This is a genomic window from Geodermatophilus sp. SMS 5-13 (genome assembly GCF_059428245.1).
In genome coordinates this window covers 5,152,474-5,169,338 of sequence record NZ_CP165729.1, presented here as the reverse complement: position 1 = coordinate 5,169,338, position 16,865 = coordinate 5,152,474, and the positions used below count along the sequence as shown (strand labels likewise).

General features: G+C 73.1%; 14 protein-coding genes and 2 tRNA genes. 11 read left to right on the top strand and 5 right to left on the bottom strand.

The window, feature by feature from the left end; genetic code table 11:
* Positions 1-37 precede the first annotated feature (37 nt).
* On the bottom strand, positions 38-586 hold the full coding sequence (locus tag AB3388_RS25050) for a hypothetical protein (protein WP_495408031.1): 549 nt from the start codon (positions 584-586) through the stop codon (positions 38-40).
* A gap of 802 nt (positions 587-1,388) precedes the next feature.
* Positions 1,389-2,756, bottom strand: a complete 1,368-nt coding sequence (locus AB3388_RS25045; protein ID WP_495408030.1) for an SWIM zinc finger family protein — start codon at positions 2,754-2,756, stop codon at positions 1,389-1,391.
* An 81-nt stretch (positions 2,757-2,837) separates the two neighbouring features.
* Between AB3388_RS25045 and AB3388_RS25040 the strand changes: the two genes are divergently transcribed.
* The 5 genes from AB3388_RS25040 to AB3388_RS25020 all read left to right on the top strand — a co-directional run bounded on the left by AB3388_RS25040 (position 2,838) and on the right by AB3388_RS25020 (position 9,400).
* A complete protein-coding gene (locus tag AB3388_RS25040) occupies positions 2,838-5,417 on the top strand; it encodes a DUF6493 family protein (protein ID WP_495408029.1) in 2,580 nt (859 codons plus the stop codon).
* Between the two features lie 159 nt (positions 5,418-5,576).
* Positions 5,577-5,648, top strand: a tRNA-Arg gene (locus AB3388_RS25035).
* Positions 5,649-5,660: 12 nt separating this feature from the next.
* Positions 5,661-5,735 (top strand) — tRNA-Asp (locus AB3388_RS25030).
* An 18-nt stretch (positions 5,736-5,753) separates the two neighbouring features.
* Positions 5,754-8,120: a hypothetical protein gene (locus AB3388_RS25025; protein WP_495408028.1), complete on the top strand. Its 2,367-nt coding sequence runs from the start codon at positions 5,754-5,756 to the stop codon at positions 8,118-8,120.
* A 920-nt stretch (positions 8,121-9,040) separates the two neighbouring features.
* Complete coding sequence (locus AB3388_RS25020; protein WP_495408027.1) at positions 9,041-9,400, top strand: MmcQ/YjbR family DNA-binding protein; 360 nt, start codon at positions 9,041-9,043, stop codon at positions 9,398-9,400.
* A gap of 20 nt (positions 9,401-9,420) precedes the next feature.
* On the opposite strand, the gene AB3388_RS25015 is transcribed toward AB3388_RS25020, so the two are convergent.
* Complete coding sequence (locus AB3388_RS25015) at positions 9,421-10,719, bottom strand: sensor histidine kinase (RefSeq protein WP_495408026.1); 1,299 nt, start codon at positions 10,717-10,719, stop codon at positions 9,421-9,423.
* 326 nt (positions 10,720-11,045) lie between these two features.
* On the opposite strand from AB3388_RS25015, the gene AB3388_RS25010 reads away from it, so the two are divergent.
* Both AB3388_RS25010 and AB3388_RS25005 read left to right on the top strand, forming a co-directional pair.
* Positions 11,046-11,234, top strand: a complete 189-nt coding sequence (locus AB3388_RS25010) for a hypothetical protein (RefSeq protein ID WP_495408025.1) — start codon at positions 11,046-11,048, stop codon at positions 11,232-11,234.
* Positions 11,235-11,486: 252 nt separating this feature from the next.
* A complete protein-coding gene (locus AB3388_RS25005; protein WP_495408024.1) occupies positions 11,487-12,092 on the top strand; it encodes a hypothetical protein in 606 nt (201 codons plus the stop codon).
* Here AB3388_RS25005 and AB3388_RS25000 read toward each other — a convergent pair.
* Positions 12,068-12,832: an ABC transporter permease gene (locus tag AB3388_RS25000; protein ID WP_495408023.1), complete on the bottom strand. Its 765-nt coding sequence runs from the start codon at positions 12,830-12,832 to the stop codon at positions 12,068-12,070. The two genes, AB3388_RS25005 and AB3388_RS25000, sit on opposite strands and share 25 nt — an antisense overlap.
* A gap of 80 nt (positions 12,833-12,912) precedes the next feature.
* On the opposite strand from AB3388_RS25000, the gene AB3388_RS24995 reads away from it, so the two are divergent.
* The 4 genes from AB3388_RS24995 to AB3388_RS24980 are packed head-to-tail and all read left to right on the top strand — an operon-like array spanning position 12,913 to position 16,000.
* Positions 12,913-13,263 (top strand): hypothetical protein, encoded by a 351-nt coding sequence (locus tag AB3388_RS24995; RefSeq protein ID WP_495408021.1) that lies wholly within the window; start codon positions 12,913-12,915, stop codon positions 13,261-13,263.
* A 29-nt stretch (positions 13,264-13,292) separates the two neighbouring features.
* A complete protein-coding gene (locus AB3388_RS24990; protein WP_495408020.1) occupies positions 13,293-13,796 on the top strand; it encodes a DinB family protein in 504 nt (167 codons plus the stop codon).
* Positions 13,793-14,554 (top strand): putative protein N(5)-glutamine methyltransferase, encoded by a 762-nt coding sequence (locus tag AB3388_RS24985; protein ID WP_495408019.1) that lies wholly within the window; start codon positions 13,793-13,795, stop codon positions 14,552-14,554. The genes AB3388_RS24990 and AB3388_RS24985 overlap by 4 nt, the downstream gene beginning before the upstream one ends.
* Before the next feature lie 54 nt (positions 14,555-14,608).
* A complete protein-coding gene (locus AB3388_RS24980) occupies positions 14,609-16,000 on the top strand; it encodes a neutral zinc metallopeptidase (RefSeq protein ID WP_495408018.1) in 1,392 nt (463 codons plus the stop codon).
* A gap of 4 nt (positions 16,001-16,004) precedes the next feature.
* Here the strand turns inward: AB3388_RS24980 and phaZ are convergent, their stop codons facing one another.
* Entirely contained in the window at positions 16,005-16,865 is an 861-nt protein-coding gene (gene phaZ, locus AB3388_RS24975; RefSeq protein ID WP_495408017.1) for a poly(3-hydroxyalkanoate) depolymerase, read from the bottom strand.

Genomic DNA, 16,865 nt, shown 5'->3' with positions numbered 1-16,865 from the left:
GGCGTGGACAGCGCTCGCCGCAGACTGGCGGCTGGCCCTACTCGCCGCCGGGCAGCCCACTGCTGCAACTGGCGACGAGGCCACGCGGTACCTCCGGGTCCTCGCCCGCTACCGGGACGCACGCATCGGCTTCCTCGACGCCATGGACAACGGTGGACGTGAGGCAAGTGGATCCGGAGAGCACGCGGAACTCGACCGCGCGATGGCCGAAGAGCGCGCGGCGGTAGGGGAGCTGGGCGTCTATCGCGCCGCCGTCGAGCGGGTCCTCGAGCACCTCGCTGAGGTCGCCGATCGGGTCGTGCGTGGCCGACTGAGCATCGCCGCGGCCTATGCCGCCCTCGGCCGCGATATCGTCCGGGCTCGGCCCGCACTGCGCCGCCTGCTCGCCATCAGCACGGACTCCGACGGCTGCCCAGGTTCGAGCTGGCCAGAGGTCCGTGGCTGGCTGTCGTTGAGCTTGGACGAGATCAGTTTGCGAGTCGGCTGGGGCGACGTTCTGGAACCGCATCGCGGTACGGCTGCGCGCATCTTCCTGCTCGACGACTTGCTCGCTGACTACGCCGTGCGCGTTGGGGACGCCGGGCACGTCGGGCACTTTCCGCTGACCAGGTACTGGGACGAGGGCCTCGCCGACCTCACGGCCCTGCCCGAAGTTTGGCGAGGGACCAGACCGGTGGGCCGTTGGACTGCCTTGCGGTGGACCTGGCGGGCAGCGGGGGCTGCCCGTCGTGCCATGCGACGGCTCGGACGGCCCCCAGGCCACCTGCGAGTCACGGAGACTTTGCTCGCTGCCTGGAACGCTCGTCGACCACAGCGCGATCCTCGCTGGCTCTCCCCACTTCCCGTGGGTGAGGCATCTGATTCGCCCACGATGACCCGCCACCCGTAGTCGGCGGTGTTTGGGCAGCAGCGAGCTCGCGCTCGAAGCGGAACTGATCAAGCATGCGGTAACGACGGCGCTGTCCTGCAGCTTTCCCATAACCAGCCTCCCTTCCGACTGCGCAGCGCCGGGGGAAGGGTGGGCCGAAGGCCCATCCCGGAGGGACGCGCAAGCGCCCTTCCGGCGGCCGGCGCAGTCGGACAGGCTCCGCGGATATGGGGCGGTTGCCGCCTCCCTGGGCACCGGCTGAGGGTTACCCAGTCCGCTGATTGTCCGCAAGACGTCCAGAAAGGATCGATACCGCCCGAGAGCGACCAACGCTGAAGGTGCTGCTCAGGATAGATTTTCAGTCACAGCCCACTGCGCCAAACCAGCCCTTGGTCGATTTTGCAATGCGGGTGCCGACCGACTGCAAGTAGACAGCCGCCTTCGGTGTCCGGATCGCTTCGGCCAGCCCACAGACCACGCAGGCGCTCCGAGCAGTTCAAGAAGGGCGTCGGCCGCCGCGTCAGCCACGCCGGACGAGCTCCACCGCGAGGACGTGCTTGCACGGCCCTCGGTTGTCCTGGTGACGGCCGTACCAGGGGCAGGAGCACCGGTGGCCGGTCGGCGCCCGGCGGACGACGTGCCGGGGCTCTTCCGTCCCGACGTAGGCCAATTCGCCGTCGAGGCGGACGGCCCGCTCCTCGATCAGGGCGCGTGCGTCGCGCAGCCGTGGGTGCATCGCCTCGAGCCCAGTGGCGTCGTACGGCAGCTCGCGGTGAAAGAAGGCACCCTCGCGCGCGTCATAGCCAACGCGGCCGGCGGCCCCAAGCCGTCCGAACGCGCGCAGGACTCGGCCCTCGTCGACGCCGGCCCGGCGGGCCAGGTCGGCGACGTCTAGCCGAGGCTCGAACGCGAGCAACGCGGAGATCAGGTCGCTGTCCCCCGTCGACGCCGGGTCGGCCAGGTCGCGTAGCACGCCACCCTCGCCGGAAAAGCCCCGGCTGACCTCGGGGCTGAGCGTCACGCTCAGCCGGGCGCCGCGCAGGTCGAGCTCCCACACGCTGGCGGACGGCGTCCCCGGGGTGGTGACCGCCGGGGCGTAGGCGCGGAGAGCGGAGCCGAACCGGAGGAGCGGATCGAGGACGTGCAGCCGCTCCGGACCGGCGAGGCAGACGGCACCGGGGCCGGCGCGGCCGGTGAGGCGCAGTCCGCGGCCGGCGGGCACGGCCCAGAGCATGGCGGTGCGGGCACCGGTCGCCCGGGGCAGCGACTGGACGAAACGGCGGGCCTCGACCGCGGGGACCTCCAGCACCGGGACCATGGTCGAGGCGGCCACCTGTACTTCGGCGAACCCCTTGAGCCACCGCTCGGGCAGGGGCACTCGCTTCTCGGTCACGGACTCCTCGAGGGTGGTCAACGTGACGTCCTCGCCGACGGACAGGTGCAGCGGGTCGAGCCCGCCGATCCCGGCGAGCGCCTGGCGCATCGGCGGGTTGAAGTCGACGTTCGTCGTCCCGGTGTCCAGCGCCGGCCCGTCGAGCGCCTCCGGCAGCACGTCCAGCCGCGCGTAGACCCCGCAGCACGCCGAGAAGCTCTCGAACCGCAGCCGGTCGCCATTGCTGGTCACCACCGGATCGGCGGCCCGCAGGACGGCGGCGAGCATCCCCGGCGGCACGTAGTACCGGGTCCGGGCGACTCGGGCGACGGCGAGCAGCGCCGCGGCCATCTGCTCGGCGTGGCCGAGGAAGCCGTCGAAGAACCTCGGGTGCTGAGCCAGGCCACGCGCCGTGACGCCACCGCTGGTGGCCAGGCGCACATCCGGGCGCCCCTCCAGCACACCGACAGACGAGGGCTGGGCATAGCGGTACACCTGCTCCGCCCCCGCTGACATGCGCGCCAGGCTAGGACACCGCCTGCGCGACATGCGGCACCTTCGAGTAAGGCCAGCCCGAAGGGGTGGCACCCTGCGGCGGTGGCCCGCGCGACCTCCTCCCCCGCCTTCCACGAGCTCGACCCCGCGGTTGTCTGCGGGCTGGTCCACGAGCGCGGCGAGGCGGCCCGCAGCGCGACGTACGACGCGGCCTGGGAGCGTGACATCGAGACGTGGCGCCAGGTCCAGAAGGCGCTGGACGACGCCCGGGAAGGCATCCGCCCCGCCTCCGCAGTCGACGATGCCCCGCGCTGGCTCGACCGGCTGGTGCGCAACCGGCTGGCCGATCTAGCTGAGCGGTGGTCGTGGGACAACTCGTTCGAGACGATCCGGACCCTGGAGCGGCTCGGGCTCGTGGACCTGGAGGTCGACGACACCTACGTGTTGGCCGTCGTGTCCACCAACGGCGACCGCTTCGCACCCCAGCGCGCCGACTACCTGCGCGCGGACCCGGAGATCCGGGAGAACGTCGTCTGGCGGATGTTCGAGGTCGAGGGCGGCGGCGAGATCAGCCTGGCCAACGTCGACAAGTACAGCCACGGGAAGAACGGCTGGAAGCGGGCCTTCCTCGACCTGACGGCCGACGGCACCCTCCCCCGCGCCCGCGTCCTCACCGCCGCGCTGGACGCACTGAACCGCGACTTCAGCGCCTACCGCGCCGGCTGGTACGCCCGCCTCTACGACGCCCTCTCCCCCACGGCCGAGGAGCAGGCCAGCCATCAGGACCGATTCCGCCGGCTGCTGCGCAGCGAGGTCGCGGCCACCGTGAAGCTCGCGGTCACCAGGCTGCACGCCGTCTCGAAGGCCGGCTTGCTCGACGACGCGGCGACGGTGCCGGCGCTGCCGCCCGCGCTGCTCACACCGGTGAAGGGCACCGCCGTCGCGGCGGTCCAGCTGCTCGGCGGAATCGCCAGCCGCACCCCGGCCCTCGCCGGGCAGGTCGCGGAGGCCGCGGCAACCGCGCTCGGTCATCCACACGCCGACGTGCAGAAGGCGGCGGCGAAGCTCCTCTCCCGGCTCGGCGCAGACCACGTGGTCACCGCTGCGGCAGAGGACCTTGAACCCAGCGTGCGCGCCGAGCTCGGCCATCCGGTGCAGCGGTCCGACGAGAGTGCCGCGCCCGTGACGACCCCGGCCGCCCCGCCTCGCGCACTGATGCCCGCCGGGCGGGAGGACGTCCTCGACCGGTTCGCGGCCCTGCTCGAGGACGCCAGCGACCCGGTCGAACTGGAGCTGGTGCTCGCCGGGCTCGCCGCGTCCGAGGCCCCCGCGGTGCTGCGCCCCCTGCTCAAGCGGGCCAGGAACGTGCTCAGCCGCGGGCCACGCGACACCGTGTTCCAAGGCTGGCTCCGCGGCCACCTGGCCGGGCTCGTGCTGCGCTCCGCCGGCGAGGAGGAACCGCCCACCCTTCCGATGCCCAACCACTCAATCGGCTTCCTCGTCCGGCGGCTCGACGAAGTCGCAGCGGTGCTCGCGGGGAAGGCGCCTCCACGTCACCTGCTGGCCACCCCCGACGACCCGGCCGGCTGGGTGCCGCCCGCCGAACTGGTGGAGGGGCTCACCACGAGCACCACCGCCCCGGGGCGCTACGACCTCCTTGCCGCAATGCTCCGTCTCCACCCCGACGGTCGGTCGACTGCGCTGAAGCAGACACCCGCGCTCGCAGGGCGGCTGCCGGAGGAGATGCACGCCGCCGTCCGCTACGCCCTCGGCGGACCGCCTCCGGCCGAAGGCCTGGGACGCACTTCCGACACCGCCATGTGGGTGGCGGCAAGCCGGTCCCGAGCACCGCTGGCCGACGACGACTGGCTGCAGGACCAGGGCATCCACGGCGCCGGTCGCTCACGAACCATCGCGGCCGCGCTGGACCTCGTCCCCGAGGCCACCGGATGGACGGACGACCGAGGCGTCATGCACCCGCTCTTCTCATGGCACTGGTCCGTCACGGTGGAGAACCCCGCCCCCGGCCGGCCCGACGACGAGCCGACCGCCACGACAGGGCACGGGCGGAGACCGGACTTCGAGGCTGGCTGGGAGGACGTCGAGGACTTCGTGGGCTGGCAGGCGCTCATCTGGCCGCACGACGCGGAACGCTTCCTCATCGACGCCGTCCACCCCGTGCTCGAGACGGCCACCACCCACGAGGTCCGGCACGACGCCGTCCGCGTGCTCGATGCCCTCTACGGGCATCCCGGCCGGCTCGGGGCGCTGTCGTGGATCACGCTCGCGGCGGGCCTCACTGCAACCCGGGCCGACGAGCGGGCCCGGGCGGTCGACGCCGTGCTGCACTTCGCCGACGCCGGGCGCCTCACCGTCACCGAACTCGCCCGGGGCCTCGCTGAATTGGCCGGGCTTGGAACGCCGACGCGGTGGGCCGGATCCTTGAAGGACGTCGCCGCGGCAGGACCAGCGGGCCGGCGGCTTGTCATCGACACCCTGGGTGCTGCCCTGCCCGGGTTCGACCCGGCGAGGCGCGGGCTGCACGCCCTCCTGGAATTGCTCCGCGAGGAGCTGTTGCGCGAACAGGCATCGACACCGGATCCGCTCCGCCCTTGGCTGACCCGGTTCTCCGGCTCCTCACGCTCCGCCACGGTCGCGCGGGCTCTGCTCGAGGGACGGTAAGGCGGCGCCACGCCAACCGGTGCACGTCCTATGGATGACCACCTCCGCATTGGCCACCTGGGAGCTCAGGCCGGCACAGGCGCCCGGGGACCATCGGCGCGTCGAAGGAAACCTGCGTGACGCGGGCCTGGAACACCGCCTACCGTGCGCGTCGCAGTGCATGGAGTAGATCAGCGGCAGATCACCCGGCTTCGGACCGGGAGGGCGCAGGTTCGAGTCCTGCCTCCATGTCTGACGATCCGTCCTGAAGTAGATCAGTGGTAGATCACCCGGCTGTCACCCGGGAGGGCGCGAGTTCGATCCTCGCCTTCAGGTCCACCCCGAAGTAGAGGAACCATGCACGAGGAGCCCCGGGCCGAAGCCTCACCGTTCTACGCGGTGGGGCGGCTGTGGGACGCACTGCACACCGCCGCCACGTCCGGGGACGAAGCCACGCGTGCACGCGCAGCGGCGAAGGTCGGCCGCTGGCGGGCGGTGCTCGACGGCATGGCGAGTGGCGAGCTGACGATCGGCGCCCGCACGCCGGTGGCGGATACACCGGCCTGGGTGACCCTCGAGGTGGTCACAGGTGGCTTTACGACCGGGCGGTACCTGGCCGAGCAGCCCCTCGACGACGACGAACGCGCCCGACTGGCCCAACTGCCCCCGGGCCCCGGTTCGACGCCACGCGAGCGGCTGAATCTCTGGTACCTCGGCGACGCCGGGCAGGCAGAGCTGCTGGCCGCGCTGAACAGCGAGCGGTACCGGATTGACCTGCCCGAGCACGCCGCGCTCGCCGTCGTTGCCCTACTCGTCGACCGCGGGCACGCCGAGGCGGCGCTCGACCTCGTCACGACGCTGCGTCCGTACCTGCACCGGCTGCGGTTCACCCCGCGGCTGAGTGACCGTCCGGTGCCAACCGGCACGGCGGTCCACCTGGAGCCGGTCGGCGCGGTCGCCGCGACGCTACGGGCTGCCACGCCCCCGGCCCAGCTGCTCGCGATGCGCGAGGCGCTCGCGCTGTGGCACCCCCTCTACGACGACCTCGTCGCACTGTGGGCGGAGACCGTCGACGGCGAGCTGCCGCACCTCGTCGCCGATGAGGACGCTGTGAGTGTCGAGGGCGGCTGGCCCGCCCGCCGCTTCCCGGACGGCTGGGCCGCGCGGCGCGCCGAGTGGCTGAGCCGCTTCGCGGCCACCGTGGAGCAGGCCACCACGTCCAGCCGGCACCAGCACGCCAAGAGCAACTTCACCCGGCTCCGGCGCGCACTGGAGTCGGCCGGGGACGACGGCGCGGGCCTGTCCGGCCGTGACGTGGGCTGGGTCCGGCGGGCGCTGGCGAACTCGGTGACCAGGCACGGTGCCCCGGGCAGCGAGGCCCGGGCCGCCTTCCGCGCCGTGCAGGCCGTGATCGCGGGCCGGCCGACGCATGCCGCGCTGGCGCACCTCGTCGCCGGCCGGCTCGACCGCTTTCCCGCCGAGGGCGGCCTGCCGGCCCTCGATCCGGTCGTCGCGGACACAACGGGCGCGGAGGCACCGGCAATCGGTGACGGCGTGGGCGTGCCCGCGTCCGTGGTCCGGACGGTGAGCCGTGCCCTCGAGGCGCCGGTAGAGGAGCTGATCGAGCGGGGCGTGATCGGCTCCGGCGAGGTCCTCGCCAGGGTGCTGCCGCAGGTCACCGCACAGTACGTCTCGGCGAGCATCGACGACGCGGTGGTCGCCGGCCTGCACGCCCGCACCTACACGGCCTTCCGGCGCCGGCGCAGCCTGCTGCTGCTCAACCTCGAGCACCAGGTGCGATTCGAGGAGCTGCCGTGGGTAGCGGCCCTGTCCGGCTTCCGCACCCCGGGGCGGTCGCCGGAGGCGGCGCGGCAGGCGCTGCACCGAGCTGTCCTGCTGGCCCTCGACTCGTTCCCGGAGCGGATCTTCCCGAACCCGCTGGTGCGCGAACTCGGTGCCCTCGCCGCCGCGGCGGACGTGCGGCTGCCCCTGGTCGAGGAGGTGGCTGCGGACATCTTCATGGGCACCTTCACGACGAAGTGGCGCACCGCCGCGCACGTGGCCAGCGAGAGCCTGCAAGGCTCGCTGTACGCCCGCTACTACGACCTGCCCAGCCCGGAGTTCTGGTCCACCAGGCCCGAGGCGAACGGCTGGGCGCGGCGGCTGCAGCGGCGATGGGGCAAGGAGACGGCGACCGACTTCACCGCGCTGTGCAACACCCGCGCGGGGGAGGCCGGCCAGCCCGGGCGCTTCCGGAGCGTGGCGGCCAACGGCGCCGTGCTCGAGCAGAGTCAGATCCTCACGACGCAGAACCTGGCGGTTCTGGCTGTCGGCCTGGACCTGGAGCCCGCCTTCCGAGAGCGAGCGGCGGAGCTGGTCGAGCGGATCTCGACCTGGGTGCTGCAGACCCATGCCCACCTGCCGAGCCAGAAGCACGCGGCGCTTCCCGCCATCAAAAACATCTCCTACGCATGGCGGCAGGCGATCTACCTCCTCAGCTTCTGCGACCAGGAATGGCAGACAGCCGCAGTTCGTCGCCTCCTTGAGGCCACGGCCACCGGGACGGCCGTGCGGCTTCGGCCGGTCGTCGATGGACTGGCTCATGTCGTGGCCGGTGGCCGCTTCGATCTGCGCGGCTTCGCCGACGGTGGATCCGGACGACGCCTGCTGGGCTGGTCGGTGGGAGAGCATTGGCTCCTAGCACCGGTCGATTCCCCGCGGTAATTCGGTCATGGCACTCGAGATGCCGGTGACGTGCCAGCTGTCCGGGGAGAACGAGCTGGCGGGCGCCTGGGGTGGTTGCACGGGCGCGGACCCGCTCTCTCGTCCGTCCCCATAGCTGCTCCCTTCCGGCGGCTCCGGTCGGGGGAAGGGTGGGCCGTAGGCCCATCCCGTAGGGACGCGATAGCGCCCTTCCGGCGGCCGGAGACGTCGGACAAGATTCGATGGGTCGGGGGACGGACCTGGATTGCCGGGGCACATCGGGGGCACACGATCTGGTGATTGGCACTGATCGGCAGAAGTTGACCGGGATGTGTTTCTGCAGGTCAACCGACGATGTCCAGAGTCCTGGCTGCTCCAGACACCCCACGCACCCGTACTGGGACTACACCCAGCTGCCCCTCCCCAACCGCGAGGGCATGCGGATCGACTTCCAGCTCTGCGTCCCGCGTCGACGAGCCCAGCCGCCACCAGGGCATAGCCCGCGTCAGGGCCAGGCTACGCCGACCCGAAGCTGGAAGCGGGTTGGCATTGGGCGCGGACGGCCGGCTGGCACGCCCACAAGACGCCCACAAACCAGCCGAAAACACTCGTTCGCGGCCATGAATGACCAACGGAGAATCCGCTGGTCACGGGCCAAATCGACTGCGAATGAGCTGCTCAGAAAAGCGTGTCGTCCGAGCTTTTAATCCGCGGGTTGTGGGTTCGATCCCCACGGGGCCCACCTCGCTGACCTGGACGCCTGCCGGGGCAACGATGTGCGCTGGGGCCGGATTTCAGGCGATCGAACCCGGCCTGAGCGCACACCGTTCGGCTGTCGCCTACACGCGGCAACCGATGACTCCGGGCCGCCGTCGCAGTCGTTCCTGTACTGGGCGGCCGGCGGACAGGCTGCCTGCCGGCGACGACGGACGGGTTCTGACATGGCAGTGATCGACGACGTCCGGCCGCTGGGCGCCGAACTGGAGCGCTCGTACCAGGTGTACGTCCGCGGCAGGTTGAAGTTCCGCGTCAAGCAGATCGTCTACGTGGCGTTCTCCCTGGACGAGAGCGTGATGGGCTTCGCGTTCCCCAAGGAGGAGCGGGAGGCGCTGGTCCTGGGCGAGCCGCACAAGTTCCAGCTGCCGGCAGCGTCGGACATGCGCTTCCACTGGGTGCACGCCGACCTTGCTGCCTTGGACCCGACCGAGGCTCGCGAGCTCGTCGTCGACGCCTGGCGCATGGTCGTCCCCAAGAAGCTGTCCGACGCCTACGACGTCGTCCACCCCGTCGGCCCGGGCTGAAGCCCCCCGCGCACTCCGTGTCAGGTGTTCAGCGGCACCCGCAGGCGCAGGGCGGTGCCGTGTCCGGGCGCGGTGGCCAGATCGAGCGTGGCACCGGCGCTTTCGGCGAGGTCGCTCAGCACGCGGATCCCGAAGTGCCCGGTCTGCGTGTTCGCCGCGCCCGGGGAGAAGTCGAACCCGGTGCCGTCGTCGCGGACCTCCATCGTGACCGCGTCGTCCTCCCGGCTCAGGGTGAGCTCGACGGTGCCGGCGTGCGCGTGCTTGGCGGCGTTGAGCAGGGCCTCCTGGGCCACCCGGAACAGCAGGCGGTCGATCTCCGGCGGCAGGTCCAGGTCGTCCGGGATGTCCAGGCGGGTCCGGATGCCCCGGGACTGGACCCGGGCGGCCAGGTCGGCCAGGGCTGCGGGCAGGCCGGCCCGCTCCAGGTTCGGCGGGTAGATCTCGATCAGCAACGAACGGAGGGACGCCACCGAGCGCCGCACGGCAGTGGCGGCCAGGTCGAGACCATCCGCCGCCTGGCGGTCCTCGGTGTCCGCGTCCGGCCGGCCGGCCAGCCGGTCGGAGGCCCGCGACATGAACAGCGGTGCCGCGGCGAGGTCCTGTACCACGCCGTCATGGAGGCCGCCGGCGATGCGCCGCCGTTCCTCCGCCGAGGCGCTCTCGGCCCGGGCGTGCAGGCGCAGCCGTTCTTCGTCCCCCTGCCGGACCTGGCGGATCAGCCGTCGCGCCAGCGGCAGCTGGGCGAGCAGCATGGCGAGCAGCACCGACGCCGAGATCGGCGCGAAGGTCAGCCAGATCCCGACCTGACGACTGATGACCTGGCGGTACTCGAAGTACGTCTCCAGCAGCAGCCGGTTCCCGCTGGGGGTGCTGACCCGCCGGTAGACCTCCAGCAGCCGCTCGTCCTGCCGGCGCTCGAACACGTTCTCTTCCTCGCGCAGGCTGGTCAGTTCGGCCAGCGTCCCGCCGGTGCGGAGGACGTCCTGCTTCTCGTCGGTGAGCGGGAAGCTGCGGCCGATCAGCCGCGGGTCGTCGGAGTACAGGACCTGCGAGGCCGAGTCCCAGATCTTGATCCGCACCACGCCCGCCTGCCGGAGCTCCCTCTCGACGACGTTGTCGAGCAGGGCCAGGGCCCGGGGCTCGCCGGTGAGCACCCCGTCGCTCAGGTTCGGCTCGACCACCAGCGTGGCCAGCAGGTCGGTGGTCGCGCGGGCGTCGTTCAGCGACTCGGTGCGCGCCGCCCGGTTGCCGGCCCACACGCTTCCGGTGAGCAGCACCGCCGCGACGACGAGGTTCGCTGCCACGAACCGGGCCAGCACGCGGCGGACACTCGGGGGACGGCGTCGCGCGCCCGAACCGCCGTCGGAGTTCCCCCGTGGACCAGTCGCGTCCACCGTGGTGCCGACTCGCGGTGCGTGGTGGGCACGCCCAGGGCAGACCGATGCGCGGGCACGTCGCCTCCCCCGGCCACGGCTCCCGACGGTCCCCGATGACTCGATGCGAATCGAGCACACCGCGAGGGCTGGATGAATTCTCATGTTCCGAGCCGTGGCCGCTGTCCTCAACCCCCATTCAGGGGTCTTGTGGCCTGCATGGGTGCTCATCCGAGCGGTCCGGTCACCCGTCCTGTGAGAGCCTGAGCGCCGTGGGGCAGTACCGGCACGAGACGAAGTACGGGCCCGTCGACATCGTCACGAAGTCGATCGACGACGGCTGGGTCGCCTACGTCAGCCCGGCGCAGCTCGACGTCGAGCTGCCTTCGGACGACGGCCCGGTTCCCCTCCTCGAGGACGAGGCGGTCGACCGGCTGCTGCAGCGGATCGAGCGCAGCTAGGGCAGAACACGCGGCACGAACGGTGTCATCGACGCCGAGAAGTGCCGTCGCACGCTCAGGAACCGCCGTGCCTGTCGACATGTGGGCGGCGCAGGAGGCGGGTCGTCGTCCCTCATCGGCAGTCCCGCAACGATTCGGGAACGCGGCCGCCGGGAGGTGTCCCGGGAGGTCGGTTGCGGGCCGGCCCGGCCCTACGTTTCCTGCCACCCCGCGCTTCCTCGCGGGAGCCTTTCTCGGGAGTGGTGAACTGGCGTGAGCGGTCTTTCCAGCAGCCAGGTCGTCGTCGACGACGTGGCGCGCCACGGATGGTGGCTGGTGGTCGACGAGCAGGACGGGCCGGGGCGGATCGTCGCCGGTCCCTTCCCGGACCGGGCGGACGCCGGCTGGGCGGCCGGTACCGCCGCGGAGGAGGACGCCCGGCCGGTCTACGGGGTCCGCCGTCCGGACGGCGGACTCAACCGGCGGCCGTCGCCGCAGGACTGGGCGTGGCTGGCGCACCTCGGGGAGCAGCTCGAGCGCCTGCCGGAGGACTGGGACGGGCGGATCAGCGACGACGACCCGCTGACCACCCTCGTCGTCGAGGTCACCGCGGCGCTGTGCGAGGCCGGGCTGCCGTTGCACGACGCCGGCGCCGGTGCCGAGCTCGGCGGCGCCTGCCTGACCCCCGAGCCCGGGCTGGGCGGCATCGTCGTCGCCTGGCGCCAGCACGACCGGATGAGCGTCGACCGCGTCCACGGCGCCGGTCCCGACGTCCTCGTCCAGCAGGTCATGAACCGCGCGCTGGCCGACGTGCTGGCGGCCCGCGGGTTCGCGGTGGAGCCCTTCGCCGGCGGTCACGTGGTCCGGGCGGCCGGCTGATCCTGCTGCGGCTCGGGCAGCGTCCGCGGGGCGCCGAGCAGGTGGGTCAGCACCACGACGGTGATCGACTCGGCGCACAGCAGGCCCACCAGGACGACGATCTGGAAGCGGGCGGCCTCCACCGCCCCGGCGCCGCCGAGCAGCGCCCCGACGAAGGCGCCGGGCAGCGTGACGAGCCCGACGGTCCGCGTCTGGTCGAGCGCCGGCACCAGGGCCTCGGCAGCCGCGTCGCGGGCGATGGCGACGACGGCGCGGCGCGGGGTGGCGCCGAGGGCCAGCCACGCCTCCACTTCCTCCCGTCGCCGCCGCAGGCCGTCGAGCAGCCGCCGGCCGGCGAGCGTCGCCGCCGTCATGGTGCCGCCGATGACGATCCCGGAGACGGCGACGAGGGTCCGCACGGAGCGGTCCAGGACCGGCAGGCCGCAGATCAGCCCGATGGTCACCGCGGCGCCGGCGCCGCAGGCCAGCACCACGGCCCGCGCCGCGCCGGGCATGCCGCGCAGCCGGCGCGCCGCGGTCCACGTGGCCACGCCGAACATGACGGCCACGACGAGGACGACGAACCCCGGCGCGGCGAACACCCCGCGCAGGGCCAGGGCGACGACGGTCAGCTGGACCACCGCGCGGCCCGAGGCGACCAGGACGGCGCGCCGCTGGGCCACCCCGGCGAGGGTGAGCACGAGGACGGCGATCCCCGCGAGGACGACCAGCCCGATCCCCAGGCGGACCGCGGCACTCACGCCCGCAACGTAACCGCTCCCGCGAGGTGCCCCGCGGGCACACGATGGGACGCCAGCACCGCGCCGATCGGGGAGGTGCCGTGGGAGGCCGCTACTCCGCCGAGTTCTTCAGCACCGTCGCGACCGTGGGCACGGTCCTGATCCCGGCCAAGATCGTCGCGCACCGCACCCGGACTCCGCGCGCCTGGGGCCGGCTGGAGAAGCCCCTCGTGATGACCGGGCACTGGCTGTGCGTGGTGCTGGCCGCGCTCGCCGTCTTCTTCTCGCTGCTCGCGACCCGCGCGCAGGCCTCGTCGTGGGAGGACGACGCCGCGTGGTGGACGGTGCTGGTCGCGGGCGCGATCCTCGTCGTCGACGTCCTCGCCGAGGACCTCGCGGGGCCGGGGCGGGCCGGCCGCCGGCGCCGCACGGGCAGTGGGAGCGCCCCCTAGGCTCGGCGGGACCCACGACTGGAGGACCGTTGGCCGAACCGCGCCCGATCGACGAGAAGGACCTGCTGCTGACGTTCCTGCGCGGCCAGCGCGAGCACGTCCTCGGCATCCTCGACGGCCTGTCGGACGCCGACCTGCGCCGGCCGCTCCTGCCGTCCGGGTGGTCCTGCCTCGGGCTGGTGCACCACCTCGCGGTCGACGTCGAGCGGTTCTGGTTCCGCGCCGTCCTGGCCGGCGAGCAGGTCGAGCTGCACGAGGGGGACGGCGGCTGGCGGGTGCCCGACGGCCTGCCGGCCGACGCCGTCCTCGCGCTCTACCGCGACGAGACCGAGCGCGCGGACGCGGTGATCGCGGCGCACGACCTCGACGCCGGGCCCGCCTGGTGGCCGGCCGAGCTCTTCCCCGGCCTGCCGGTCCGGGACCTGCGTCGGCTGCTGCTCGCCGTGATCACCGAGACCGCCACCCACGCCGGCCACCTCGACGCCGTGCGCGAGCTCATCGACGGCCGGACCTGGCTGGTGCTGACCGGGTGAGAGTGGTCGAGCGGCTGCGGGCCGCCGGCTGCGTGTTCGCCGAGGAGGAGGCGCGGCTGCTCGTGGACGGGGCCGCCACACCGGCGGAGCTCGAGGCGCGGGTGGCCCGCCGGGTGGCGGGGGAGCCGCTGGAGCACGTCCTGGGCTGGGCGGAGTTCCGCGGGCTGCGCGTCGCCGTCGACCCCGGCGTCTTCGTCCCCCGGCGGCGCACCGAGTTCCTGGTCGAGCAGGCGGTCGCGCTCACCGGGCCCGGCGCCGTCGTCCTGGACCTCTGCTGCGGTTCCGGCGCGCTGGGCGTCGCGCTGGCCGCCGAGCGGCCGGGGATCGAGCTGGTCGCCGCCGACGTCGACCCCGCCGCCGTGCGCTGCGCCCGCCGCAACGTCGAGCCGGCCGGCGGCCGGGTGGTCGAGGGGGACCTGTTCGCGCCGGTGCCGGGGGCGCTGCGCGGGCGGGTCGACGTCCTGCTGGCCAACGTCCCGTACGTGCCGACCGGCGAGATCGCGCTGATGCCCCCGGAGGCCCGGCTGCACGAGGCGCCGGTCGCGCTCGACGGCGGCGGCGACGGGCTGGACCTGCTGCGCCGGGTGGCGGACGAGGCGGCCGGCTGGCTGCGCCCCGGCGGCGCGCTGCTCACCGAGACCGGCGGGCGGCAGGCCGCGGCGGCGGCCGCCGTCCTCGCCGGCGGGGGTCTGCGGACAAGGGTCGTCACCGACGACGAGGACGACGCCACCGTGGTCATCGGCACCCGAGAGGGGTGACACGGGGGGCCATCGCATTGACGCCGTGGTGCTGACCCGGCACCTTCGGCCACCGTGCCGATCCGCCGCACCGGCCCGGCGACGCTGGTGGCCTGCGCCCTGCTGGCCTGCGCCCTGCTGGCCGGCTGCACCTCGGTCGTCGCCGGCACGGCGTCCCCCGTCGACGGGCTGCGCAGCGACGTGAGCGACAGCGAGTTCCCTGTCCACCTGGCCGGGGACGGCGAGACCGACCGGCTCGCCCGCAACGCCCTCGCCGACGTCCTGGACTACTGGGAGCAGACCTTCCCCGAGGTCTTCGGCGAGGAGTTCGGCACCGTCGAGGGCGGCTACTGGTCCATCGACCCCGACCGGACCAGCGACGCCGACCTGCCCGCCGACAGCGGCTGCTTCCGGCAGGACGCCGACGACCTGGCCGGCAACGCCTTCTACTGCCCGCCGGACGACGCCGTCTACTACGACCGCGCCTGGATGACCGACCTCGCCGAGGAGTACGGCCCCTTCGTGATCGCCGAGATCATGGCGCACGAGATGGGCCACGCCGTCCAGGATCACGCCGGCATCGAGGACGACTCGATCGTCGTCGAGACGCAGGCCGAGTGCTTCGCCGGCGCCTGGACCCGCTGGGTGGTCGACGGCCACTCGCGGCACTTCACCGTGCGCCCGCCCGCGCTGGACCCGTACCTGCTGGGCTACCTGTACTTCGGCGACCCGGCCGGCAGCGACCCGACCATGGACGGCGCGCACGGCTCGCTGTTCGACCAGCTGTCGGCCTTCCAGGAGGGCTACGCCGACGGGCCGCGGGCGTGCGTCGCGTTCGACTCGACCCGGGTCTACACCGAGCAGGAGTTCGACCCGGACGACGCCGACGGCGACCTGCCCTTCGACGAGAGCGTGGACGTCGTCGACGACACCCTCGCTGCCTTCTGGACCCAGGCGTTCGGCGCCGGGTTCGACGACACCCCGGCCCTGGGCGGCCGGTTCACGGCGCCGGAGATCCGGGCCGCGGACGGCGACGGGATGGTCTGCGGCGGCGGGGACGAGGAGCTGGATCTGGAGTTCTGCGCCGCGGACGGCTCGGTGCGCTACGACGCCGGCGACCTGCTCGAGCCGGCGCACGACGACGTCGGCGACTTCGCCGTCGACACGCTGATCGGCCTGCCGTACGGGATGGCCGTGCGGCAGCAGCGCGGCCTGTCGACCGACGACCCGGAGGCGGTGACCAGCGTCGTCTGCGCCGCCGGCTGGTACGCCCGCGAGCTCTACCTCGGGGCGGTCGCGGGCAGCCCGGTGGTGATCTCGCCCGGCGACGTCGACGAGGCGGCCGTCGTCCTGCTGACCTACGCCACGCGGCGCAGCGTGCTGCCCGACACCGGGCTGTCCGGCTTCGAGCTGGCCGACTACTTCCGGCAGGGCTTCGTCGGCGGCGGCGCCGCCTGCGGCCTCTGACCGGTCAGCGGTCCAGGAACTCCTCCACGACCGGCACCAGGTCCTTCGCCTCGGTGATCAGCGCCAGGTGGCCGCCCCGGTAGAGGTGCAGCTCCGCGTGCGGGATCAGCCGCGCCATCATCCGTGGGTTGATCGACGGGATGATCGGGTCGTCGTCGCCGGCGACGATCAGCGTCGGCTGCCGGATCAGCCGCAGGAACGGCAGGCTGCTCCACCCGGCGGCCGCGGCCAGCTGGTAGTAGTAGCCGCGCCGGGGCCCCAGCCGCGTGTAGGCGTGCAGCACCTGGGCGGCCCGCTCCGGGTCGAGGCGCGTCGACCCGCCGTAGATCTCGCCGGCGATCTTGCGCGCGTAGTCGGGGTCGCGGTGCCGGCGCGGCGTCAGCATGTGCGACAGCACCCGCGGGTGCGCCGGCACCATGATCGAGCCGGTGCCGGTCGCCGCCAGCACGAGCCGCCGGACCCGGCGACGGTGCTGCACGGCGAAGTGCTGCGCCAGCCCACCGCCCCACGAGAGCCCCAGCACGTCGATCTCGTCGTCGTGCCCGAGCTGGTCGAGCAGTGAGGCGACCACCGGCGTGAACGTGGCCAGCACGTAGGGCACCACGGGCCGGGGCGAGCCGCCGACCCCGGGGACGTCGAAGCGGATCACCGTGCGCCGCTCGTCCACCTCGTCGACGAACGGCTGCAGCACCTCCAGGCTGGCACCGATCCCGTTCATGAGCAGCAACGCCGGCGTGGCGGGGTCGGTACCGGCACGGACCGAGACCCGCAACGTCCGGCCGGCCGCGGTGAGCGACCGCACGGTCTCGCGCGGGTGCGGGGTCTGGCTGCTGCTCGGGGACACGGGTTCGGCGGGGGAGGACAC